The 21,218-nt window shown below is 71.4% G+C and carries 25 protein-coding genes; 12 read left to right on the forward strand and 13 right to left on the reverse strand.

Features of this window, described 5'->3' with window-relative positions; all coding sequences use genetic code 11:
- Positions 1–8: 8 nt before the first annotated feature.
- Together coaBC and RIC54_RS05145 are read right to left on the reverse strand one after the other, a co-directional pair.
- Positions 9–1,256, reverse strand: coding sequence for a bifunctional phosphopantothenoylcysteine decarboxylase/phosphopantothenate--cysteine ligase CoaBC (coaBC, locus tag RIC54_RS05140; protein ID WP_350150732.1), 1,248 nt, complete (start codon positions 1,254–1,256; stop codon positions 9–11).
- Positions 1,257–1,423: 167 nt separating this feature from the next.
- On the reverse strand, positions 1,424–2,293 hold the full coding sequence (locus RIC54_RS05145) for a hypothetical protein (protein ID WP_350150734.1): 870 nt from the start codon (positions 2,291–2,293) through the stop codon (positions 1,424–1,426).
- 257 nt (positions 2,294–2,550) lie between these two features.
- Between RIC54_RS05145 and RIC54_RS05150 the strand changes: the two genes are divergently transcribed.
- A complete protein-coding gene (locus RIC54_RS05150; protein WP_350150736.1) occupies positions 2,551–4,155 on the forward strand; it encodes a trimethylamine methyltransferase family protein in 1,605 nt (534 codons plus the stop codon).
- 39 nt (positions 4,156–4,194) lie between these two features.
- Here RIC54_RS05150 and mntR (RIC54_RS05155) read toward each other — a convergent pair whose 3' ends face one another.
- Entirely contained in the window at positions 4,195–4,683 is a 489-nt protein-coding gene (gene mntR / locus RIC54_RS05155) for a manganese-binding transcriptional regulator MntR (RefSeq protein ID WP_350150738.1), read from the reverse strand.
- Positions 4,684–4,900: 217 nt separating this feature from the next.
- On the opposite strand from mntR (RIC54_RS05155), the gene RIC54_RS05160 reads away from it, so the two are divergent.
- The 6 genes from RIC54_RS05160 (at position 4,901) to RIC54_RS05185 (ending at position 10,003) form a co-directional block, all read left to right on the forward strand.
- A complete protein-coding gene (locus tag RIC54_RS05160; protein ID WP_350150740.1) occupies positions 4,901–5,797 on the forward strand; it encodes a metal ABC transporter substrate-binding protein in 897 nt (298 codons plus the stop codon).
- Between the two features lie 51 nt (positions 5,798–5,848).
- Complete coding sequence (locus RIC54_RS05165) at positions 5,849–6,757, forward strand: manganese/iron ABC transporter ATP-binding protein (RefSeq protein ID WP_350150742.1); 909 nt, start codon at positions 5,849–5,851, stop codon at positions 6,755–6,757.
- Positions 6,754–7,623: a metal ABC transporter permease gene (locus RIC54_RS05170; protein ID WP_350150744.1), complete on the forward strand. Its 870-nt coding sequence runs from the start codon at positions 6,754–6,756 to the stop codon at positions 7,621–7,623. Before RIC54_RS05165 ends, RIC54_RS05170 begins: the two co-directional genes overlap by 4 nt.
- Complete coding sequence (locus RIC54_RS05175; protein WP_350150746.1) at positions 7,620–8,480, forward strand: metal ABC transporter permease; 861 nt, start codon at positions 7,620–7,622, stop codon at positions 8,478–8,480. The genes RIC54_RS05170 and RIC54_RS05175 overlap by 4 nt, the downstream gene beginning before the upstream one ends.
- A 115-nt stretch (positions 8,481–8,595) precedes the next feature.
- Entirely contained in the window at positions 8,596–9,093 is a 498-nt protein-coding gene (gene mntR / locus RIC54_RS05180; RefSeq protein WP_350150748.1) for a manganese-binding transcriptional regulator MntR, read from the forward strand.
- A 109-nt stretch (positions 9,094–9,202) separates the two neighbouring features.
- Positions 9,203–10,003 carry a DUF1194 domain-containing protein gene (locus RIC54_RS05185; protein ID WP_350150750.1) on the forward strand — a complete coding sequence of 267 codons (801 nt, stop codon included), beginning with the start codon at positions 9,203–9,205 and terminating at the stop codon, positions 10,001–10,003.
- A 19-nt stretch (positions 10,004–10,022) separates the two neighbouring features.
- Here the strand turns inward: RIC54_RS05185 and RIC54_RS05190 are convergent, their stop codons facing one another.
- The gene (locus RIC54_RS05190; RefSeq protein WP_350150752.1) at positions 10,023–10,406 is read right to left on the reverse strand and encodes a DUF4870 family protein; all 384 of its coding nucleotides are present in this window, start codon (positions 10,404–10,406) and stop codon (positions 10,023–10,025) included.
- 179 nt (positions 10,407–10,585) lie between these two features.
- Here RIC54_RS05190 and RIC54_RS05195 point away from each other — a divergent pair, with 179 nt between their 5' ends.
- Complete coding sequence (locus RIC54_RS05195) at positions 10,586–11,650, forward strand: threonine aldolase family protein (RefSeq protein ID WP_350150754.1); 1,065 nt, start codon at positions 10,586–10,588, stop codon at positions 11,648–11,650.
- A 157-nt stretch (positions 11,651–11,807) separates the two neighbouring features.
- Here RIC54_RS05195 and RIC54_RS05200 read toward each other — a convergent pair whose 3' ends face one another.
- Positions 11,808–12,641 carry a sugar phosphate isomerase/epimerase family protein gene (locus RIC54_RS05200; RefSeq protein WP_350150756.1) on the reverse strand — a complete coding sequence of 278 codons (834 nt, stop codon included), beginning with the start codon at positions 12,639–12,641 and terminating at the stop codon, positions 11,808–11,810.
- Positions 12,642–12,770: 129 nt separating this feature from the next.
- Between RIC54_RS05200 and RIC54_RS05205 the strand changes: the two genes are divergently transcribed.
- The 3 genes from RIC54_RS05205 to RIC54_RS05215 all read left to right on the forward strand — a co-directional run bounded on the left by RIC54_RS05205 (position 12,771) and on the right by RIC54_RS05215 (position 13,902).
- Positions 12,771–13,094, forward strand: coding sequence for a hypothetical protein (locus tag RIC54_RS05205; protein ID WP_350150758.1), 324 nt, complete (start codon positions 12,771–12,773; stop codon positions 13,092–13,094).
- A gap of 104 nt (positions 13,095–13,198) precedes the next feature.
- Complete coding sequence (locus RIC54_RS05210) at positions 13,199–13,567, forward strand: hypothetical protein (RefSeq protein WP_350150760.1); 369 nt, start codon at positions 13,199–13,201, stop codon at positions 13,565–13,567.
- 77 nt (positions 13,568–13,644) lie between these two features.
- The gene (locus tag RIC54_RS05215) at positions 13,645–13,902 is read left to right on the forward strand and encodes a hypothetical protein (protein WP_350150762.1); all 258 of its coding nucleotides are present in this window, start codon (positions 13,645–13,647) and stop codon (positions 13,900–13,902) included.
- Positions 13,903–13,962: 60 nt separating this feature from the next.
- On the opposite strand, the gene RIC54_RS05220 is transcribed toward RIC54_RS05215, so the two are convergent.
- The 8 genes from RIC54_RS05220 to RIC54_RS05255 form a co-directional block, all read right to left on the reverse strand.
- Positions 13,963–14,556 (reverse strand): 2-hydroxychromene-2-carboxylate isomerase, encoded by a 594-nt coding sequence (locus RIC54_RS05220; protein WP_350150764.1) that lies wholly within the window; start codon positions 14,554–14,556, stop codon positions 13,963–13,965.
- Positions 14,553–16,208 (reverse strand): acyl-CoA synthetase, encoded by a 1,656-nt coding sequence (locus RIC54_RS05225; RefSeq protein ID WP_350150766.1) that lies wholly within the window; start codon positions 16,206–16,208, stop codon positions 14,553–14,555. The genes RIC54_RS05220 and RIC54_RS05225 overlap by 4 nt, the downstream gene beginning before the upstream one ends.
- A 56-nt stretch (positions 16,209–16,264) precedes the next feature.
- Positions 16,265–16,729, reverse strand: coding sequence for an Rrf2 family transcriptional regulator (locus tag RIC54_RS05230; protein ID WP_350150768.1), 465 nt, complete (start codon positions 16,727–16,729; stop codon positions 16,265–16,267).
- 4 nt (positions 16,730–16,733) lie between these two features.
- Entirely contained in the window at positions 16,734–17,141 is a 408-nt protein-coding gene (locus tag RIC54_RS05235; RefSeq protein ID WP_350150770.1) for a group III truncated hemoglobin, read from the reverse strand.
- Positions 17,142–17,195: 54 nt separating this feature from the next.
- Positions 17,196–17,639 carry a hypothetical protein gene (locus RIC54_RS05240; protein WP_350150774.1) on the reverse strand — a complete coding sequence of 148 codons (444 nt, stop codon included), beginning with the start codon at positions 17,637–17,639 and terminating at the stop codon, positions 17,196–17,198.
- A 32-nt stretch (positions 17,640–17,671) separates the two neighbouring features.
- Entirely contained in the window at positions 17,672–18,778 is a 1,107-nt protein-coding gene (locus tag RIC54_RS05245; RefSeq protein WP_350150776.1) for an NAD(P)/FAD-dependent oxidoreductase, read from the reverse strand.
- Entirely contained in the window at positions 18,775–19,680 is a 906-nt protein-coding gene (locus tag RIC54_RS05250) for an NAD(P)-dependent oxidoreductase (RefSeq protein ID WP_350150778.1), read from the reverse strand. The genes RIC54_RS05245 and RIC54_RS05250 overlap by 4 nt, the downstream gene beginning before the upstream one ends.
- 62 nt (positions 19,681–19,742) lie before the next feature.
- The gene (locus RIC54_RS05255; protein ID WP_350150780.1) at positions 19,743–19,985 is read right to left on the reverse strand and encodes a hypothetical protein; all 243 of its coding nucleotides are present in this window, start codon (positions 19,983–19,985) and stop codon (positions 19,743–19,745) included.
- Positions 19,986–20,378: 393 nt separating this feature from the next.
- Here RIC54_RS05255 and RIC54_RS05260 point away from each other — a divergent pair, with 393 nt between their 5' ends.
- Positions 20,379–21,212, forward strand: coding sequence for a hypothetical protein (locus RIC54_RS05260; protein ID WP_350150782.1), 834 nt, complete (start codon positions 20,379–20,381; stop codon positions 21,210–21,212).
- Positions 21,213–21,218: the final 6 nt, after the last annotated feature.

The raw sequence follows: 21,218 nt of genomic DNA on the forward strand, positions 1-21,218 counted from the left end.
GGAACGGTTCAGACGGCGAAATGCGCGGCGATGCGGGCGGCCAGTCGCTCGCCGACCTCGGCCTTGCTGGCGCGCGGCCAATCCTCGACCCCGCCGCCCTCGACCCCGCCGCCCCCTACCCCGCCGCCCTCGACCGGGCCGCCGGTGATCAGGTGCACGGTGTTGGCGTCGCCGCCGAAGGTGCCGGTGGCCGGCGACACGTCGTTGGCGACGATCCAGTCGCAGCCCTTGCGGGCGCGCTTGGCCCTGGCGTGCTCGACCACTTTCTCGGTCTCGGCGGCGAAGCCGACCACCAGGGCCGGGCGGTCGTTCTCGCGCGTCGACAGGGTGGCCAGGATGTCCGGGTTCTCGGTCAGCGCCAGGGTCGGCAGGCCGCCGCCCTCCTTCTTCAGCTTCTGGCCGGCTTCGGCCGCGACCCGCCAGTCGGCGACCGCGGCGGCGCACACCGCCACGTCGGCCGGCAGCGCGGCCAGGCAGGCGTCCAGCATCTGCCGGGCGGTCTCGATCCGCACCACCGTGACCCCGGCAGGGTCGGGCTCGCGGGTCGGCCCGGTCACCAGGGTGGTGGCCGCCCCCATCCGGGCCAGCGCCGCGGCGATGGCGTGGCCCTGCTTGCCGGAGGAGCGGTTGGCGATGTAGCGCACCGGGTCGATCGGCTCGTGGGTCGGGCCGCTGGTCACCAGCGCCCGGCGGCCCTGCAGCGGGCCGGCGGCGGCCGCGAAATAGGCTTCCGCCGCCGCGACGATCTCCAGCGGCTCGGCCATCCGGCCGAACCCGAACTCGCCGCAGGCCATCGGGCCGTCGTTCGGGCCGGCGACGCGCACGCCGCGGGCCTTCAGCGTGGCGAGGTTGGCGCGGGTCGCCGGGTGCTCCCACATCCGCACGTTCATCGCCGGGGCCACCAGCACGTCGGTGTCGGTCGCCAGCAGCAGGGTCGAGGCGAGGTCGTCGCACAGGCCGTGCACCATCCGGGCCATCAGGTTCGCGGTCGCCGGCGCCACCACGATCAGGTCGGCCGAGCGCGACAGCTGGATGTGGCCCATCTCGGCCTCGTCGGTCAGCGAGAACAGCGCGTCGTAGACCTTGTCCTCGGTCAGCGCCGACAGCGACAGCGGGGTGACGAACTGCTTGGCCGACTTGGTCAGCACGCCGCGCACCGTGGCGCCGCGCTCGCGCAGCCGGCGCACCAGGTCGAGCGACTTGTAGGCGGCGATGCCGCCGCCGACGATCAACAGGATCCGCTTGCCGTCGAGCATGGGAAGCCTCCGCTGCGAAACGCGCGGAGTGTAGGCGGGACCGGGGCGGGCGTCACCATCGGCCCTTCGTGGCCGCGCGTTGCGCGGCGCCTCAGGATGAGGAGGCCGAATGTTGCCGTCCTTTCTCCATCATCCTGAGGTGCCGGCCGAAGGCCGGCCACGAAGGATCAATACCCCGGCTGCGACTTCCAGAGCTCCTCGTTGACCTCGCGCATGGTGCGGTCGTGGCTCTTCGCGAGGCAGCCGCGCAGGGTGATCTTGAAACCCATGTCGGCATAGGCGGCGCAGCGGTCGACCTCCGACCTGGCGCGCGCCAGGCCTTCCTTCGACACCCCCTCGAGGGCGCCGCTGGCCTGCACCTTGCCCCAGGCCGCGTTCGCGGCGGCCGCGATGGCGCCGGCCGGTTGGGTGCGGACCGGGCCGGAGGCCGGCAGCAGGCTGATCAGTCGGGACATGGTGACCGCGGCGTCGGCCCGTTCGCTGCCGGGCCTGAAGAACGCCTCGGCGGCGAACCGCGCGGCCCCCTCGGCGGTCTCGGCGTCGCGGGCGGCGACGGCGGCCGGCACCGGCCGGTCGATGCGCGGCATCAGTGACACCATCGGGGCGATCCGGACCGCCACCTCGGCGGCGCCGAGCGAGGCCAGCCGCTTCTCGGGCAGCTCGATCCGGGTGCGGGTGAAGTCGCCCTCGCTGACATAACCGAGCAGCCCGGCGGCCGAGACCTCGGTGGTGCTGCCGTCGGTCCGGCGGACCAGCAGGGTCACGTCGCCGGCGCCGGCGGTGTCGTAGCGCTGCCCGGCGCCCGGCGGCGGCCGGTCCTCCTGCAGGCAGAACGACGAGACCAGGGCGGTGCAGGCGCCGTCGGCGCAGGTCAGCGGGATCGGCGTGGCCGAGGCGATCAGGCCCAGCACCTGGGGCGGCAGGGCATCGTCGATCGGGATCGACGCCGTCCTGACGGCCGAGGGGCTGTCGGCAAGAGCCGGCGCGGACAGGGCGAGCAGCGAAGCGGCGAAAGCGAGCGTCAGACGCGAACGCATGGACGTTTCCCTCCTGAGTTCGGCCCACACGCCACACTCCGGTGCCGTCCGGACCGATCGCCCGAAGTGTCGCACCGGCCATGCCGGCGGTCAAACAGGCGGGCGCCGTCGGGCCCGACACGTCCGCGTGAGTTGCCGCGTGAGCCGCGGGGTAGCCAAAGCGCGACTTGCAGGCGTCGCGCCGGTGCAAGACGCGGCCCGGCCCTGCGCGGACACTCCGCCCCGGTTCGGGAGTACTGCGCGGCTCGGAGGCTGCCATGACAGACGATATCGACGGCCTGATCGACACCACCGGCGCCACGGACGCGGCAACTGCCGGCGAGCCGCGCGAGCGCCGCGGCCGCGGCGCCGCCAGCGGCCGCGAGGCTCGCCGCGCCGCCCGGTCCCGGCCGAAGACCGCCTACGCGCCCTACATCCTGCGCCGGGTGCCGACCTTCGACGTGCTGTCGGAGGAGGGGCTGCAGATCATCGAGGCCAATGCCGAGACCATCCTCGAGGAGATCGGCATCGACTTCCGCGACGACGCCGAGGCGCTGGATCTCTGGCGCGAGGCCGGGGCCGACGTCCAGGGCGAGCGCGTGCACATCCCGCGCGGCCTGGCCCGCAAGCTGATCGCGACGGCGCCGGCCGAGTTCACCCAGCACGCCCGCAACCCCGAGCGTTCGGTGCAGATCGGCGGCAAGGCGACGGTGTTCGCGCCGGTCTACGGCCCGCCCTTCGTGCGCGGCCTGGACGGCGGCCGGCGCTACGCCACCATCGAGGACTTCCGGAACTTCGTGAAGCTGGCCTACCAGTCGCCGGCGCTGCACCACTCGGGCGGGACCGTGTGCGAGCCGGTCGACCTGCCGGTGAACAAGCGCCACCTCGACATGAACTACGCCCATATGCGGTATTCCGACAAACCGTTCATGGGCTCGGTCACCCATCCGCTGCGGGCGCTCGACACCATCGAGATGGCGAAGATCCTGTTCGGCGCCGAGTTCGTCGAGCACAACACCGTCATCACCTCGCTGATCAACGCCAACTCGCCGATGGTCTGGGACTCGACCATGCTCGGCGCCCTGAAGAACTACGCCCGCGCCAACCAGGCGACCATCGTCACGCCGTTCATCCTGGCCGGTGCCATGTCGCCGGTGACGGTGGCCGGGACCCTGGCCCAGACCCTGGCGGAATCGATGGCCGGCATGGCCTTCGCCCAGCTCTGCCGGCCCGGCGCCCCGGTGATCTTCGGCAGCTTCGCGTCGTCGATCTCGATGCAGTCCGGCGCCCCGACCTTCGGCACCCCGGAGCCGGCGCTGGTGCTGTACGGCTGCGCCCAGCTGGCCCGCCGCCTCGGCGTCCCGTTCCGCTCCGGCGGCTCGCTGTGCGGGTCGAAGACCGCCGACGCCCAGGCCGCGTTCGAGAGCGCCAACACCCTGCTGCCGACCGTGCTGGGCGGCGTGAACTTCGTGCTGCACGCCGCCGGCTGGCTGGAGGGCGGGCTGGTGTCGTCCTACGAGAAGTTCGTCATGGACGCCGACCAGCTCGGCATGATGCGGACCATGCTGGAGGGCATCGACCTCAGCGAAAACGGCCAGGCGATGGACGCCATCCGCGAGGTCGGGCCGGGCGCCCACTTCCTCGGCTGCGCCCACACCCAGGCGAATTTCGAGACCGCCTTCTACCGGTCGTCGATCGCCGACAACAACACCTACGAGCAGTGGCTGGCCGAGGGCGAGCGCGACGCCAACACCCGCGCCGGCGCGCTGGCGAAGAAGATGCTGGACGAGTACGAGGCCCCGGCGATCGACCCGGCCGTCGACGAGGCGCTGGTCGCGTTCATCGCGAAGAAGAAGGCCGAGTTCCCCGACTCGAACATCTGAGGGCGCGGCGCGGGCAGGGACAGGGGTCCTCGCCGTCGCCTACGAGGCCTTTGCCGTGTACGCCTTCATGGCCGCCAGGGTCTCGGCGCTGACGGTGTGCTCCATGCCTTCGGCGTCCCGGCGGGCGGTCTCCCGGCTGACCCCGAGGGCCAGGAGGAAGTCGATGACGACGCGGTGGCGGCACCGGCTCTCCTCGGCCCGGGCCCGGCCGGCATCGGTCAGGAACACGGCGCGATAGGGGCGCTGGGTGATCAGGCCTTCCTGGGCGAGACGCTTGAGCATCTTGTTCACCGTCGGCTTGGCCACGCCGAACCGGGCCGCGATATCGACCGGGCGCGCCTCGCCGCCGTCGTCGACCAGGTCGGCGATCAGCTCCACGTAGTCCTCGACGAGTTCGTTGCGCCGGGCCTCGCGCACGTGCCGGAATGCCGTCGCCTGGACCTCCACCGGGGCCAGCCCCTCGACGACCGGCGATTCCCCGTCTTCCGCGCGCGTCGGGCGGGCGGACCGCTGGGGCATATCGGGCATCGACCGTCTCTCGCTCTCGGCAAGTTAGATTGAGCTAACTTCAGTAGCGACAATTTACACGGCCGATCGGACGGTCGCCAGGGCGATCTACGGGGCGCCGACGGTGTTTCGCAGCGGCAGAGTTACCTATTGCTAACTTCTCGCTACGATACTAAATGTTATCGAGGTTACTAACTCGCCGGTGGCGTCGGAGGGCGCCCCATCCAGGGAGATGCCCGTGTTCCGACCTTTCCTGCACCTCGCCGCCGTGGGCCTGCTGGCGACCTGCACGGCAACCGCCGCCGCCGCCGACCGGATGAAGGTCGTCACCACCTTCACGGTGATCGCGGACATGGCCGGCAACGTGGCGGGCGATGCTGCCGAGGTCGTGTCGGTCACCAAGCCGGGGGCGGAGATCCACGGCTACGAGCCCACGCCCCAGGACATCGTGCGGGCCAGCGGCGCCGACCTCATCCTGTGGAACGGCCTGAACCTGGAGCGCTGGTTCGAGCAGTTCCTGGCCAATCTCGGAGACGTGCCCTCGGTCACCCTGAGCGACGGCATCGACCCGATCCCGATCTCGGCGGGGACCTACCAGGGCAAGCCCAACCCGCACGCCTGGATGAGCCTGGACAACGCGCTGGTCTACGTCGACAACATCGCCGAGGCCTTCGCCCGGCACGACCCGGGGAACGCCGCGACCTACGCGCGGAACGCCGGCGCCTACAAGGACCGGCTGCGGGCCACCATCGCGCCGCTGAAGGCCCGCATCGCCCGGATCCCGGAGAGCCAGCGCTGGCTGGTGACCTGCGAGGGCGCCTTCAGCTACCTGGCCCGGGACTTCGGCATGAAGGAGCTCTACCTCTGGCCGATCAACGCCGACCAGATGGGTACGCCACAGCAGGTGCGCGGCGTGATCGACGGGGTGAGGGCCCACCGAATCCCGGCGGTGTTCTGCGAGAGTACCGTGAATACGGCACCGGCCAGGCAGGTGGCGCGGGAGACCGGGGCCAACTACGGTGGCGTCCTCTATGTCGATTCACTGAGCGCGGCTGACGGTCCGGTTCCGACCTATCTCGACCTCCTGAAGATCACCGCCCAGACGATCGCGGACGGTCTGGCAGCCACGAACTGACAGGACGGCATTCTCCGCCACCGCCTTCACGACGGACCCCGGCGATACCCCATGCAGAGCGATCAGCAGGCCTCCCCCCCCGACCAGTGGTCGACCGAGCCCGACGGACCGGGTGGTGGCATTCTGGCGCGCGACCTGTGGGTGACCTATCGCAACGGGCACACGGCGGTCCATGACGCCAGCTTCGCCATCCCGCGCGGCACGGTGACCGGCCTGGTCGGCGTGAACGGGGCGGGCAAGTCGACGATCTTCAAGGCGATCATGGGGTTCGTCCCGGTGGCGCGTGGCGAGATCCGCCTGCTCGGCCGCAGCGTCAAGCAGGCTCTCAAGGACAAGCTGGTCGCCTATGTGCCGCAGTCGGAGGAGGTCGACTGGAGCTTTCCCGTGCTGGTCGAGGACGTGGTGATGATGGGGCGCTACGGCCATATGGGGTTTCTGCGCCGGCCGTCGGCCCGGGACCGCGAGGCGGTCGACCTGGCGCTCGCCCGCGTCGGCATGCAGGACCTCCGCGAGCGGCAGATCGGCGAGCTCTCCGGCGGCCAGCGCAAGCGGGTGTTCCTTGCCCGCGCCCTCGCCCAGGACGGCCAGGTGATCCTGCTGGACGAGCCGTTCACCGGCGTCGACGTCAAGACCGAGGAGCAGATCGTCACGCTGCTGCGCGAACTCCGGGCCGAGGGCCGGGTCATGCTGGTGTCCACCCACAATCTCGGCTCGGTGCCGGAATACTGCGATCGGACGGTGCTGGTGAAGGGCACGGTGCTGGCGCACGGCCCGACCGAGACCACCTTCACCCGCAGCAATCTGGAGCGTGCCTTCGGCGGCGTGCTGCGGCACTTCACCCTGGGCGGGGAGGTGCTGCACGACGATGCCGACAGCCGCGCGGTCACCATCCTGACCGACGACGAGCGACCCTTCGTGCAGTATGGCGAACGCACCGTGCAGAGCGAGGAGGGGTCGTGAGCGCCCTGCTGCTCGAGCCCTTCGGCTACGGCTACATGACGAACGCCATGTGGGTCTCGGCGCTGGTCGGCGGCGTGTGCGCCTTCCTCTCGGCCTATCTCATGCTCAAGGGCTGGTCGCTGATCGGCGACGCGCTGTCCCATTCGGTGGTGCCGGGGGTCGCCGGCGCCTACATCCTCGGCCTGCCGTTCGCCCTGGGGGCGTTCATCGCCGGCGGGCTGGCGGCCGCCACGATGCTGTTCCTGTCCGAGCGCTCGGGCCTCAAGGTCGACGTGATCATCGGACTGATCTTCACCTCGTTCTTCGGACTCGGGCTGTTCATCGTGTCGATCAACCCGATGTCGGTGAGCGTCCAGACCATCACCATGGGCAACATCCTGGCGATCAGCCCGGACGACACGCTGCAGCTGGCGATCATCGGCTTCGTGTCCCTGGCGGTTCTGCTGGCGAAGTGGAAGGACCTGATGGTCACCTTCTTCGACGAGAACCATGCCCGCTCGGTCGGACTGCGGCCGGGGCTGCTGAAGGCCGTGTTCTTCATGCTGCTCTCGGCCTCGGTGGTGGCGGCGATGCAGACCGTCGGCGCCTTCCTGGTGATCGCCATGGTCGTCACCCCGGGCGCCACCGCCTACCTGCTCTGCGACCGGTTTCCGCGGCTGATCGTCACCTCGGTCGCGATCGGCGCGGCGACCGCCTTTGCCGGCGCCTATGCCAGCTATTTCCTGGACGGCGCCACCGGCGGCATCATCGTCACGCTGCAGACCGCGATCTTCCTGGTCGCCTTCGTCCTGGCGCCGAAGCACGGCCTGCTGGCGGCGCGACGCAAGGCGGCCGCGGCGCTGCGCCGCGGGAGGGTGACCCCGTGACCGATCTCGACGCGCTGCTCCTGCCCTTCGGCTTCGGCTTCATGCGGAACGCCTTCTACATCTCGATCCTGGTGTCGGTGCCGACCGCCCTGATCTCCTGCTACCTGGTGCTGAAGGGCTGGGCGCTGATGGGCGACTCGGTGAGCCACGCGGTCCTGCCGGGGATCGTGCTGGCCCATATCCTCGGCATCCCCCTGATCATCGGCGCGTTCGCCGCCGGCATGACCTGCGCGCTCGCCACCGGCTACCTGTCGCATAACAGCCGGGTGAAGCGGGACACGGTGATGGGGGTGGTGTTCTCGGGCATGTTCGCCGTCGGCATCGTGCTGTACGTCTCCATCGAGACCGACGTCCACCTCGACCACGTCCTGTTCGGGAACATGCTGGGGGTCGAGCCCCACGAGCTCTGGACCGCCGGCCTGATCTCCCTCGCGGTGACCGTCGCCGTCGCCGTGAAGTGGAAGGACCTCCTGCTGCACAGTTTCGACCCGGCCCAGGCCCAGGCGTCGGGACTGCCGGTCGTCTGGATCCACTACGGGCTGCTGGCGGCGCTGTCCCTGACCATCGTCGCGACCCTGACGGCGGCCGGCCTGATCCTCGCCGTCGGCCTGCTGATCGGTCCCGGCGCCGTCGCGTTTCTGCTGGTCCGGAGCTTCGGCCGGATGCTGCTGGTCGCGGTCGCGGTCTGCATGGCCTCGATGCTGTCCGGCGCCTATCTGAGCTTCTTCCTCGACAGCGCGCCGGCCCCGACCATCGTGCTGGTGCTCACCGCGGTCTTCATCCTGGCGTTCGTGCGGCGCCAGATCGTGACCCGCAGCCGTTCCCGACGGGCCGTCGAAGCCGCTGCCGCCGAGTGACGCCGGGCGATCTCACGATGGGCCGGCGGTCTCGGCCGTGGAGTTAGTATAAGCTAAGAATCGAAGATGACCCTCCAACTTGTCATTGGCCGTCGAGTGCTGTAAGGCCCTGGCGATGACGGCGGATCCCAAGCACCAGGCCCTCGCCCATGTCAGCCGCCCGGGCGAGCCGGGCCGGCTGATCGACGCCGAGCAGCACGCCCGCCAGCACACCGGCGTGCGCAAGGCGCACGAGACCGAGCTGGTCGAGGACTATGTCGAGTTGATCGCCGACCTGATCGACGCCACCGGCGAGGCCCGGGCGGTCGACATCGCCCAGCGCATGGGCGTGCGGCAGGCCACCGTCGCGGCCATGGTGCGGCGCCTGCAGACCCGCGGGCTGGCGACCAGCGAGCCCTATCGCGCGATCTTCCTGACCGAGGCCGGCCGCCGCATGGCCGACGATTCGCGGGCCCGGCACGCCGTGGTCCTGCGCTTCCTGCTGGCGCTGGGGGTGCCCGAGACCGTGGCGTTCCGCGACGCCGAGGGCATCGAGCACCATGTCAGCCCGACCACCCTCAAGGTGCTCGACGACTGGATCGACCGGCTGGAGGCGACCGGCGGCAAGCCCTGAGCGGCGACTTGGCCCCAGCGGCCGCGTGCCGGCAGGACTCACCGAAGACCCGGGCCTGGTGTATCCTGTGGCCGGGAATCGCGGCGAATCGCGGTTCCCGTCGGAGACCATGGCCATGATCCGCCGGGCGTTCCGCATGCTTGCCGCCGCCGCGCTGCTGTCGACCGGCGCGGCCCACGCCGTCCTCGCCCAGACCGCCGCGAACCCGGACGCCGTAAGGACCACCGACATCAACATGGTGGTCGCGCTCGACCGCTCGGAATCGGTCGATATCGACGAACGCACGGCCCAGGCCGAGAGCCTGGCCGCCGCCCTGACCGACCCGCGCTTCGTCGCCGCGGTGCGGGCCGGCTGGCTGGGCCGCATCGGGATCGCGGTGATGACCTGGTCGAGCTTCAACCGGACCCAGGTCGTGGTGCCGTGGACGGTGATCGCCGGCGACGCCGACGCCGCGGGGATCGTCGCCATCCTGCGCGAGTACCAGGCCAGCGGCGGCGACGTCGAGCACCGGCCGCAGACCGACATCGCGCTGGCGCTCGGCGCCGGCGCCGAGCTGCTGGCCGCCGCCCCGTTCCAGGCGCCCAAGCAGATCCTCAACGTGATCTCCGACGGCATCGACAATTTCGGCCGCGAGGCCTTCGTGGACCGCGACGAGGCGCTGGCCCACGGCATCACCATCAACGGCCTGGTGCACGCCCGCGGCGCCGCCATCCCGATCGTCGAGCGGTTCTTCGAGCGCCAGGTGATCGGCGGGCCCTACGCCTTCGTGCTGTCGACCCCGACGCCGGACAGCTTCACCACCGCCATGCTGCGCAAGATGCTGCTGGAGATCGCCGCCGCCGGGCGGTCCAGCCGCCCGGACGGCTCAGGATCCGTGAAGGTGCCGCCGCACCGGCCGTTGCGCGGCTAGCCGGCCTCAGAAACCGGCCTCAGAAGAAGGCCTCCGGCCGGTCGATCGGCCGCTCGTCGACCAGCACCAGCCAGCCCTTGACGATCCGCCAGATCAGCCAGAGATGGGCGGCGAGCAGGATCAGCCAGCCGACCAGCAGGATCACGGTCAGCCAGCCGGCCACCACCATCAGCAGCCACAGCCAGAACGTCCGGATCTGCCAGGCGACGTGGGTCTCCAGATAGCTGCCGGCGACCTCGCCGCGCTTCAGATAGGCCAGGATCACCCCCAGCATGCCGGGGATCTGGAACACCACCGACAGGCCGAACAGCGCGTAGACCACGTGGATCGCCAGCTTGTCGTTCTCCGGCAACGAGAGCCGGAACGGCAGGTTGCGGCGGGTCGAGGGAATGTGGTCGGGCATGGCGGATCCGGCGGTGGCTGTCGTCCGACAGATGGGGGCGCCGGGCCGGGTCGGCAACGAGGCGGCGGCCGGGCGTACGTCTTCGTTCCGCTGGCGTTCAATCTTGCCTCTGCCGTACCGCGGCGGTCCGCGTCTATCATGGCCGACGCTTGTTCGACCCGATCACCGAGGACCCGCCCATGGCCGCCCCTGCCGCTTCCGCTCCCGCCCGCCCGAAGGTCGACCTGTATTCCGACACCGTCACCCGCCCGACCGCCGGCATGCGCAGGGCGATCGCCGAGGCCGAGGTCGGCAACGAGCAGGCCCACGAGGACCCGACCGTCAACCGGCTGCAGGACATGGTGGCCGAGCTGCTCGGCAAGCCGGCGGCAGTGTTCCTGCCGTCCGGCACCATGTGCAACGAGATCGCCTACCGGGTGTGGTGCGCACAGGGTGACGAGATCATCCTGGACGAGACCGGCCACGCCCTGCATTTCGAGGCCGGCGGCCCGGCCGCCCTGGCCGGCGCCATGACCCGGACCATCCCCGGGGTGCGCGGCATCTTCTCCGGCGCCGACGTCGACGCCGCGATCCGCCCGAAGACCCGGCACGCGCCGCGCCAGAAGGTGGTCTCGATCGAGAACACCGCCAATCTCGGCGGCGGTGCCGTCTGGCCGCTGGAGACCGTGCAGGGCGTGGCGGCCGCCGCGAAGCGCCACGGGTTGAAGCTGCACATGGACGGCGCCCGGCTGCTGAACGCGGTGGTGGCCAGCGGCATCCCCGCGGCGACCTACGCCGCCGACTGCGACTCGGTGTGGATCGACCTGTCCAAGGGGCTCGGCTGCCCGATCGGCGGCGTGCTGGCCGGCTCGGCCGACTTCATCGAGGAGGCCTGGCGCTTCAAGCACCAGTTCGGCGGGGCGCTCAGGCAGTCCGGCATCGTCGCCGCCGCCGGGGTCTACGCACTGGAGCACCATGTCGAGCGCATGGCCGACGACCACGCCCGGGCACGGCGCTTCGCCGAGGCGATCGCCGGGGTGAAGGGGGTCGGCGTCTCGGCCAACGAGATCGAGACCAACATGGTCTACTTCACGGTCGACGGCACCGGGCTGGACGCCGCCGCATTCTCGAAGCGGCTGCTGGCCGAGCACGGCGTGCGGATCGGCGCGCTCGGCGCCCGGTTGCGCGCGGTCACCCATCTGGACGTCGACGACGCCGGCATCGACGCCGCGATCGCCGCGGTCAGGGCGGTGGCGGGCGCGTAGCGGTCGGGGTGTCCGTCGCCTCGTGGGTTCCGGGTCGCGCTACGCTTGCCCGGAATGACGACAGGAGAGGAGAGCCGCCTGCCTCTCTCTCCTCGTCATTCCGGACGGACGCGCCGCCCCCGGTGCGACCGAGCCGGAACCCACGAAGCGACGGGCACTACCCCAGCATCTTGCGCAGCGCCGCGATCGATCGGGCGGTGACCGCCGGGCCGTCGTCCGGGCGGTGGGTCTCGATCGCCACCGGCATGACGCCCGAGGGGGCGTGCTCGCGCAGCGCGGCGAACAGCGGGGCATGGTCGACGATGCCCTCGCCGAGCGCCACGTAGCGCCGGGGTGCGGCGGTGAAGTCCTTGACGTGGACGCAGCCGGCGATGCGGGCGGCGGCGGCCAGGACCTCGGCCGACGGCGCCGGCGGCCGGGCCGCCCGGTGGTTGGCGAGGTCGACGACGCCGCGCAGCCGCGGATGCGCCCGGCGCGCCACCACCGCGGTCAGGTCCTCCAGGGTGGCGACGTTGCAGACATGCTCGTTCTCCAGCACCAGGGTGACGTCGTGGGTCTCGGCCAGGTCGAGCAGCCGGTCCAGGTCGTCGTCCAGATGCTCGGGCATGAAGCCGTCATAGGTGAAGTAGGAGAAGATCCGGAGCTGGCCGGCGCCCAGGCGGTTGGCGACGTCGAAGGCCATCGGCACCGCGTCCTCGGGCGGCAGCACGCCCGGATCGAAGCCGTGGAAGTTCGCGCCCTCCGGGATCTTGGCGCCGGAGCGCGGCCATTTCAGCAGCGGCGAGCAGTAGCAGCCGACCGTCACCCCGGCGTCGCGCAGCCGGGCCGCCAGGTCGCCGAGTTCGCCGTCGTCGAACAGGATCACGTTGCGCTCGTCCACCGACCGGATGTCGACCCGGTCGACCCCGTGCCCGGCGACGAAGGCCAGTGCGGTGTCGATGTCCTCGGAGACCTCGTCGGTGATGACGGCGATAACGGGGTTGAAGGGCATGGCGGGGCTCCCGTTCGGCGCGGCAGGGTCTGTCGGCAGGCTCCGATCGGCAGCGTCCGTCTGTGCCGTCCGGGCGAACAGCCTACATGATTGCATGATACGAAAGCCGATACGCCGGGAGAACCGCCCATGCGCGTCCGCCTCGTTCAGGTCCTGACCGTCGGCCTTTTGCTTGCCGCCTGCGCTGCCGACAAGGACGCCTTCTACCCGGAGACCGCGTCGGCCGACCGGGTCCTGGAGCAGCGGGCGCTAGCCCGGCTGCCGGCACCCTACCGGCCGGTGTCGGTGACGGTGATCCGGCAGTGGGGGCCGTTGGGGGGCCCGGGCGGCGACACCGACATCGTCGGCTACAACGCCTGGATCCGGGTCGCGGGCTGCAAGGGCCACGTGCTGGTGCGGTTCGACCGCGCCGGCGGCCACCGCGGCACCGCCGACCTCACGCGCTGCGACTGACCCTGGGCGACAGAACAAGGGGGCGAATGACCCGGCGGAGGTGCCGTCGCGCCGCGGCGTCCCCATATGGATCGGGGGGACGACCCGTTCATGGAGGATCGCGCATGCGCAGCGTTCCCACGGCCCTGGTCCTGGCGGCCGGCCTGCTCCTGGCGGCCTGTGCCGGCGACCCGAACACCTTCTATCCCGGTACCGCCAGCGGCGAGCGGATCCTCGAGCAGCGTGCGCTCGCGCGGGTGCCGCCCCAGTACAAGCCGACCTCGGTGACCATCGTGAAGGAATGGGGCCGGCGCTCGAACGCCGCCTTCGGGGCGGCCTGGGCCGGGCTGCCGACCGGCTCCGGCATCGGCGACCCGGAGGTGGTCGGCTACAACGCCTGGGTCCGGGTCGAGGGCTGCAAGGGCCACGTCCTGGTCCGGTTCGACGCCTGGGGCCACTACCGGACGACCGGCGACATGACGAAGTGCGGCTGACGGCGGCGAACGTCGGAACGCTGCCCGGCCTCGCCGGTTGGTGCGGACGGGAGCGACCGACAACGATGGAGGCAGCCTTGCGCCCGCTCCGACTGACCCTGCTGCTGATCCCTCTCGCCTTCCTGCCGGCCTGCGCCGGCTCCGGCGGCGAGAAGGTGCAGATGACCGACGCGATCGACCCGACCGTCAGCTACACCTACAAGGACGCGGGGGACTTCCCGTCGGCGTCGTCGCGCGCCGACACCTTCTGCTACGAGAACTACGGCAACGACGCCGAACTCCTGGAGACCACGACCCGGGACGGCTTCTTCGAGGCCAGGTTCCGCTGCCAGTAGACCCCTGACCGCGGACCCGGCCGGCGCGGCGACGCCCGGCCGGGCGCCCGGCGGCTCCCCTCAGGCCCCGAGCCGCCAGCGCAGCAGGTCGATGCGGTCCTGGCCCCAGAAGATCTCGCCGTCCGGCAGCTTCCAGCTCGGCGCGCCGAAGACGCCTTCGGCGGCGGCCTGTTCGGTGTCGGCCTTGAAGCGGTCGGCATAGCCGGGGGCGGCGTTGACCAGGGCGTGACCGTCCAGGCCGACGCTGTTGGCGACCGCCACCACCTCGTCCGGGTCGCCGAGGTTGCGGTCGTCGCGCCACAGCGCGGTCAGCAGGGCGTCGGACAGGGCCAGCGCGTCGGCCCCGGTCTCGCGCGCCGCGATGATGGTGTAGGCGGCCAGCGGCGCGGTCAGCGGGAAGTTCGTCGGCTCCAGCACGATCGGGATGCCGAGATAGTCGCGCCAGCGCTTCAGCTCCATCATCCGGTAGGCTTGGCGCTGCGGGGCCCGCTTCGGCAGCGGCAGGCCGCCGGACTGGGCGAAGATCGGCCCGAAGTCGACCGGGTAGACGTTGACCGTCGCGCCGACCTTCTTCGCGATCTCGATGAACCGGCCGGAGCCGAGATAGGTCCACGGGCTCGAGGTCGAGAAATAGTAGTCGATGGTGGTGCTCACGGCTGATCTCCCCGGGTTCCGGCCGCGTGGCGTTCGCGCAGCACACGCCGCATGATCTTGCCGGTGGCGGTCATCGGCAAGTCGTCGACGAATTCCACGATACGCGGATACTCGTGGGCCGCCAGCCGCCGCTTCACATGGTCCTGGATCTCGGCCTTCAGGGCGTCGCTCGGCACGCTGCCCTCGGCCAGCACGATGCAGGCCTTCACCGCCTCGGTGCGCAGCGGGTCCGGCACGCCGATGACGGCGGCCAGCGCGACCGCCGGATGGGCGGCCAGGCAGTCCTCGATCTCGCCCGGGCCGATGCGGTAGCCGGCCGAGGTGATGACGTCGTCGTCGCGCCCGACATAGTGCAGGTAGCCGTCGCCGTCGCGCCGGCCGAGGTCGCCGGTCAGCATCCATTCCTGATCCGGGCCGGCGAACTTGGCCGCGGTCGCCTCAGGATTGTTCCAGTAGCCGAGGAACATCACCGGGTCGCCGCGCCGGACCGCGATCGACCCGGTGGTGCCGTCGGTCACCGGCGTGCCGGCCGCGTCGACGATCGCGACCTCGTGGCCGGGGGTCGGCTTGCCCATGGATCCCGGTATCACGGGCAGAATAGACGAGCAGTTTCCGACGATCAGGTTGCATTCGGTCTGGCCGTAGAACTCGTTGACGGTCAGGCCGAACACCGACCGGCCCCAGTCCAGCAGCTCCGCCCCCAACGTTTCGCCACCGGAACAGAGCGACCGCATGGCCAGGGCGTGGCGGGCCCGCGGGTCCGGCACCTGCCGCATCAGCTTCAGCGCGGTCGGCGGCAGGAAGGCATTGCGCACGCCGTGCCGGGCAATCAGGTCGAAGGCGGCGTCGGGGTCGAACTTGGCGAAGCGGCGGGCCACCACCGGCACGCCGTGGTGCAGCGACGGCAGCAGCACGTCGAACAGCCCGCCGATCCAGGCCCAGTCGGCCGGGGTCCAGAACCGGTCGCCGGGCGCCGGGAAGAACTCGTTGGACAACTCGACCCCCGGCAGGTGGCCGAGCAGCACCCGGTGGGCATGCAGGGCGCCCTTGGGCTGGCCGGTGGTGCCGGAGGTGTAGATGATCACCGCCGGGTCGTCGGCGGCGGTGTCGACCGGCGCGAAGCCGTCCGAGGCGGCGGCCAGCGCGCGGTCCAGCGCCCGCCACCAGCCGCCGTCGGCGGCCGCGTCGGTCACCAGCACCAGCCTGAGGCCCGGCAGCCGGTCGCGGATCGCCTCGATCTTCGGCAGCGAGTCGCGGTCGGTCACCAGGGCGGCCGCCCCGCAGTCGCCCAGCCGGTAGGCCAGCGCGTCCTCTCCGAACAGGGTGAACAGCGGCACCGACACCATGCCGGCCTTGTGGGCGGCGATATGGGCGATCGCGGTCTCCGGGCGCTGCGGCAGCAGGATGCCGACCCGGTCGCCGCGGCCGAGGCCGGCGGCCGCCAGCACGTTGGCGAGCCGGTTCGAGGCCCGCTTCAGGTCGCCGAAGCTGTGCTCGGTCACCGCGCCGTCGGCGCCGACATGGATCAGCGCGGTGCCGCGCCCGGCGTCGGCATGCCGGTCGCAGACGTCGACGCCGATGTTGTAGCGCGCCGGGATCCGCCAGCGGAACCGCCGGTACAGGTCTTGGTAATCGTCGGCCCGTTCGAGCATGCTGTCCTCCCGGCGGCGATCAAAGCGCGCAGGCCGGGCGACGGCAAGGGCCGGCGCTACGCCGCCGGCGCCAGGCGCTCCAGCAGGGCCGCCCGGTTGGCGGTGACGTCGGCCAGGCTGTGGCGGTCGAGCTCGGCCAGGAAGGCCTCGGCGGCGCCGCGCAGCATGCCGGTCAGCCGGCACGCGCCGTCGATCGGGCAGCCGCCGCCGCCCGGGCCGGCGTCCGGCCCGCAGGATCCCGGGCGCAGGCACTCGGCCATCGCGAAAGTCGTTTCGGTGCCGCGCACCACATCGCCGACGCGGATGCGATCGGCCGGCATGCCGAGCCTGATTCCGCCGCCACGCCCACGGGTAGCCTGCAGAAACCCGAGCCGGGTGAGCTGGTGGACCACCTTGCGGACATGGTCCTTGGAGATGCCGTAGGCGGTCGCGACCTCGTCGATGGTGGTCCGCCGGTCGGCGTTCAGGGCCGTCAGGATCAGGGTGCGCAGCGCGTAGTCGGTGAACTGGCTGAGCTGCACGGAATCACCCCGCGGGTTGCTGTCTGGTCCGGAAGAAATCGAGGCCGTGCAGCAGCGATGCGGCGATCAGCTGGGCGCGCCCGACGAATTCGTCGGCGGCCTCCGGGCGGCAGACCTCGCGCGCGGCGGCCTCGAACAGCGCCAGCCAGCGGTCGAAATGGCGCTTCTCCAGGACCCCGAGCGCCACATGGGCGCGCATCGGGTTGCCCTCGTAGCCTGGTTGCCGGCGGAGCACCTTGCGCCAGAACGCCGCGATCTTGGCGAGATGGGCATTCCATTGCGCATCCGGAATGGCCTCGCGGAACACCGGCCCCAGCAGGGAGTCCTCCCGGGCGCGGCCGTAGAACAGGGCGACGGTGCGCTCGATCTCGGCCTCGCTGACGAGGATCTCGACGTCGGTGTAGTCGGTCATGGCGGGCCCGCTCGCGTAAAGAGGCAGCAGAAATGCCCCTTTTGACCGCCGGCTTCAAGGCCGCGCCGTGCGCGATTTCGCCGCAGACAAGGGGGCGTCCGGCTGCGCAGCCCGGCCCTCGCGGTACAGGAACGGGAACATCCGCTGGTAGCCGGCGCGCTCCAAGGTGAAGAACCCCATGATTCCACGCGGCAGTTGCCGGCGGTCCACGGTCGCCAGCCCGACGGCCGCCAGGCAATGGAGGGCCGCCGCTACGGACATGACGGCGGTCGCGACCCCGGCGATGGTCGCGATCCTGCGCAGCTCGTAGGCGGAACCCTCGGCGGCCACGAGGAGCACCGTGAACAGGGTGTTCCAGACGGCGAACCAGCCGACCGAGATCAGGTAGGAGGAGTAGGGCTTGTGCCGGTTCACATAGGTGTAGGGCACCATGACCAGGACGCCGAACGCGTAAAGCAGCGCGAGCAGCATGAACGAAAGATAGTCGAGTGCCTCCATCCGGGACCCCGTGGACCTGTTTCGCTCCCAGTCTACCCCAGCAGCTCGCCGACATGGTCGGCGATCGCCAGGGACGAGGTCACGCCCGGCGACTCGATGCCGTAGAGGTTGACCAGCCCGGGCACGCCGTGGTCGCGCGGGCCCTGCACCATGAAGTCGAGGGCCGGCTGGCCGGGCGCCTGGATCTTCGGGCGCATGCCGGCATAGCCCGGCTGCAGGGAGTCGTCCGGCAGCCCCGGCCAGTACTTGCGCACGGCGGCGTAGAAGCTGTCGGCGCGCCGCGGGTCGACCGCGTAGTCGATGGTCTCAACCCACTCCACGTCCGGGCCGAACCGGGCCTGGCCGCCGAGGTCGAGGGTGAGGTGGATGCCGAGCCCGGCCTGCTCGGGGGCCGGGTAGATCAGGTGGCGGAACGGCGCCCGCACCCCGGACAGGGTGTAGTAGTTGCCCTTGCAGAAATACTGCGGCGGGACGTGCCCGGCCGGGAAGCCCTGCAGCGAGGCCGCCGTCGGCTGGGCGTGCAGTCCCGCCGAGTTCACCACCGTGGTCGCCTTCAGGGTCATGGGATCGGCGCCGCCGACCACCAGCTCGATGCCGTCCTCGTCGACCCGGCCGCCGGCGACCGGTGCGTGGAACGCGATCATCGCGCCGCGTTCCTCGGCGTCGCCCTGCAGGGCCAGCATGTAGGAGTGGCTGTCCAGCACTCCCGTCGACGGCGACAGCAGGGCGGTGACGCAGCGCAGGTCCGGCTCCAGCGCGGTCACCTCGTTGTGCGACAGGAAGGCCAGGTCGTCGACCCCGGCCCTGGCGGCGCGGTCCTGGATCTGCTGCAGCGCCGGGATCTGGTCCTCCGAGGTCGCGACGATCAGCTTGCCGAGCCGGCTGTAGGGCACGCCGTGCTCGTCGAGATAGCGGTACAGCCTGGTCTTGCCCTCGACGCAGAACCGCGCCTTCAGCGAGCCGACCGGGTAGTAGATCCCGGCGTGGATTACCTCGGAATGCCGCGAACTGGTCTCGGTGCCGATCGCCTCGGCCTTCTCCAGCACCAGCACCTCGCGGCCCTGCAGCGCCAGGGTCCGCGCGCAGGCCAGCCCGACCACCCCGGCGCCGATGACGACGGCGTCGACCCGCTCGCTCATCGCGCCTGCCTCTCGAGCCCGCCCCACTCGGCCATCACGTCGTAGAGCAGCGGCACGTGGTCGTCGCCGTGCCCGGTCGAGCAGGCCAGGGTGAACAGCTGCAGCGCGGTCGAGCCGAACGGGCTCGGCAGCCCGGCCTCGGCTGCCATCGCGGCGTAGTAGCCGACGTCCTTGCGGGCGTTCGCCATGGCGAACTGCAGGCCGGAGGCGTCGCCGTCGACCGCGTAGGCCATGATCTTCTGGAACATCCCGGAGTTCACGGCGCCGGCCGACACCACCTCGCGCAGCTTGCCGAGGTCGACGCCGTTGGCGCGCGCCGTCACCGCCGCCTCGGCCACCAGCGCCGACATGGTCATGCTCATGAAGTTGTTGATCAGCTTCAGCGAATGCGCCGCACCCAGGCCGCCGATGTGGAATACGTTTCGGGCATAGGCGTCGAAGGCCGGGCGCAGCCGCTCCAGCACCGCCGCCTCGCCGCCGACCAGCACGTTGAGGGTGCCGTCCTCGGCCTCCTTCGGGGTCATGGTCAGCGGCGCGTCCAGCATGTCGGCACCCTTTTCCGCCAGCGCCGCGCCGACCCGCCGGGTCGAGCCGGGCTGGGCGGTGCTGGAATCGACCAGGACGAAGCCCGGCCGCGCCGCCTCCAGGATGCCGTCGGGGCCGAGCACGACCTGCTCGACGACCGCCGAGTTCGGCAGGCACAGGATGACCGCGTCGGTGACCTCGGCGAGCGCCCGGGGCGAGGCCTCCTCGACCGCCCCGCGGGCCTTCAGGTCCTCGACCGGGCCGCGGTTGCGGTTGCCCAGCAGGGCGACGGGAAACCCCTTCGCGAGCAGGTTCTTCGCCATGCCGTGGCCCATCAGCCCGACGCCGACGAAGCCGATGCGGAGCTGCTCCGCCATGTCATCCTCCCGTTGGTTCGCGGCGAGAGTAGGTCGCCGCCGGGGAGGATGGAAGGGCCGGATCAGCGCGGCAGCGGTGCCGGGAAGACGATGCCGTCGATGATGGTCGGGCCGCGTACCGCGACGCTCCGGCCGACCGGGCCCTGAGCCGGAACGGCGTCGTCGGCGGCCTCGCCGCCCTGCATCGCGGTGATCAGCAGTGCCGCGAATCCGCCGCCCGACGACCGATGCTGCTGTCCCGTGGTCGTGGCGGCCGCGACCGGGGTGACGAGCGGGTATGGACTGCGGACTCGTGTCTCGTTCATGGCGGCGCCTCCGTGCTCCCCGGGGACCGCGGAGGGGGTCGAGCACCCTCCCGGTTCCGCCGGCAGACCTACACGTAATGACCGTCGAGGCCGCCCGTTGCTTCCTGGAGAAGTGTTAAGGTTGTGGCAATCCGGTGCCGGGCCGCCCGGTTGCGCCTCAACCGGCGAGCAGCATGGCGGCGAGCGCGAAGCCCATCAGCGACAGGCCGGCCAGCCCGAGCGCGGCTGGAACCAGTGTCGTGGTCTGCGGGCGGTGGTGCCGGGTGCGCATGGCGATAGTCTCCAGGTTGCGGCCTCGATGCGCCGGGGCGCGGCCTCGTCGAGTTAATGTCGCGAACGCCGCCCGGCGGCAGATCCGTCGCGGCGACACCCAACCACAGGGAGAAACCCGCCATGTCGGACCCCGTTCCCGCGATCCTGGAGGGCGAGGCCCGCGGCGAGACCGCCCGGATCTTCGCCGACATCCGCGAGACCCTGGGCAGCCCGGTGGTCAACCTGATCTGGCGCCACCTGGCGACCGTCGACGGCGGGCTGGAATGGGCCTGGACGGCGGCCCGGCCGATCTATGCCGGCCGCCAGGCCCAGGCCGCCGCCGCCCGGCTGTACGCGCGGCTCGACCCGCCGCTGCCCTGCCCGCTGCCGCCCGGCGCGCTGGCCGCCGTCGGAGTGAGCGCCGCCGACCTGCCGCGGCTGCGGGCGGTGGCCGACGGCTACAACCGCGGCAACGGGCCGAACCTGGTGGCGCTGACCGCGCTGCTGGTGGACCCGGCCGGCACCGCGCCGGCCGACCCGGTCCCGGCGGCGGGGGCGCCGGCGCCGCTGCCGCCGCTGATCTCCGAGCCCGACGTCGATCCCCAGACCTGGGCGCTGGTGAAGGCGATCAACCTGCTGGGCGCCCGGCCGGACGAGCCGATCCTGGCGACCATGTACCGCCACCTCGCCAACTGGCCGGGCTTCCTGGCGCTGATGCACGCCGCCTGGGCGCCGCTGGCCGCCGACGGCCGGTTCGAGGCGGCGATCGGGCGGGCCCGGGCGCTGTCGCGCGAGGAAGCGGCGCGGCTGGCCAACCTGCGCGCCGACGCCGGCCCGGCGCCGGAAGCGGCCCGGGCGGCGCTGGTGGAGTTCACCGACCACGTGATCAGCCGCATGGTGCCGGTCGGGGTGGCGCTGGCCCGGTGGCTGCCGTCCTTCGCGGCCGCGAAGGGCGCGGCACCTCAGGATGAGTGAGAGAGG

It is taken from the genome of Thalassobaculum sp. (assembly GCF_040219215.1).
Classification (GTDB): Bacteria; Pseudomonadota; Alphaproteobacteria; order Thalassobaculales; family Thalassobaculaceae; genus Thalassobaculum_A.

Excerpts from the sequence above, each read along its gene's own strand:
- coaBC (WP_350150732.1), bottom strand. The coding sequence starts at position 1,256 with ATGCTCGACGGCAAGCGGATCCTGTTGATCGTCGGCGGCGGCATCGCC.
- RIC54_RS05145 (WP_350150734.1), bottom strand. The coding sequence starts at position 2,293 with ATGCGTTCGCGTCTGACGCTCGCTTTCGCCGCTTCGCTGCTCGCCCTG.
- RIC54_RS05150 (WP_350150736.1), top strand. The coding sequence starts at position 2,551 with ATGACAGACGATATCGACGGCCTGATCGACACCACCGGCGCCACGGAC.
- mntR (WP_350150738.1), bottom strand. The coding sequence starts at position 4,683 with ATGCCCGATATGCCCCAGCGGTCCGCCCGCCCGACGCGCGCGGAAGAC.
- RIC54_RS05165 (WP_350150742.1), top strand. The coding sequence starts at position 5,849 with ATGCAGAGCGATCAGCAGGCCTCCCCCCCCGACCAGTGGTCGACCGAG.
- mntR (WP_350150748.1), top strand. The coding sequence starts at position 8,596 with ATGACGGCGGATCCCAAGCACCAGGCCCTCGCCCATGTCAGCCGCCCG.
- RIC54_RS05185 (WP_350150750.1), top strand. The coding sequence starts at position 9,203 with ATGGCCATGATCCGCCGGGCGTTCCGCATGCTTGCCGCCGCCGCGCTG.
- RIC54_RS05190 (WP_350150752.1), bottom strand. The coding sequence starts at position 10,406 with ATGCCCGACCACATTCCCTCGACCCGCCGCAACCTGCCGTTCCGGCTC.
- RIC54_RS05195 (WP_350150754.1), top strand. The coding sequence starts at position 10,586 with ATGGCCGCCCCTGCCGCTTCCGCTCCCGCCCGCCCGAAGGTCGACCTG.
- RIC54_RS05200 (WP_350150756.1), bottom strand. The coding sequence starts at position 12,641 with ATGCCCTTCAACCCCGTTATCGCCGTCATCACCGACGAGGTCTCCGAG.
- RIC54_RS05205 (WP_350150758.1), top strand. The coding sequence starts at position 12,771 with ATGCGCGTCCGCCTCGTTCAGGTCCTGACCGTCGGCCTTTTGCTTGCC.
- RIC54_RS05210 (WP_350150760.1), top strand. The coding sequence starts at position 13,199 with ATGCGCAGCGTTCCCACGGCCCTGGTCCTGGCGGCCGGCCTGCTCCTG.
- RIC54_RS05225 (WP_350150766.1), bottom strand. The coding sequence starts at position 16,208 with ATGCTCGAACGGGCCGACGATTACCAAGACCTGTACCGGCGGTTCCGC.
- RIC54_RS05235 (WP_350150770.1), bottom strand. The coding sequence starts at position 17,141 with ATGACCGACTACACCGACGTCGAGATCCTCGTCAGCGAGGCCGAGATC.
- RIC54_RS05240 (WP_350150774.1), bottom strand. The coding sequence starts at position 17,639 with ATGGAGGCACTCGACTATCTTTCGTTCATGCTGCTCGCGCTGCTTTAC.
- RIC54_RS05245 (WP_350150776.1), bottom strand. The coding sequence starts at position 18,778 with ATGAGCGAGCGGGTCGACGCCGTCGTCATCGGCGCCGGGGTGGTCGGG.
- RIC54_RS05250 (WP_350150778.1), bottom strand. The coding sequence starts at position 19,680 with ATGGCGGAGCAGCTCCGCATCGGCTTCGTCGGCGTCGGGCTGATGGGC.
- RIC54_RS05255 (WP_350150780.1), bottom strand. The coding sequence starts at position 19,985 with ATGAACGAGACACGAGTCCGCAGTCCATACCCGCTCGTCACCCCGGTC.
- RIC54_RS05260 (WP_350150782.1), top strand. The coding sequence starts at position 20,379 with ATGTCGGACCCCGTTCCCGCGATCCTGGAGGGCGAGGCCCGCGGCGAG.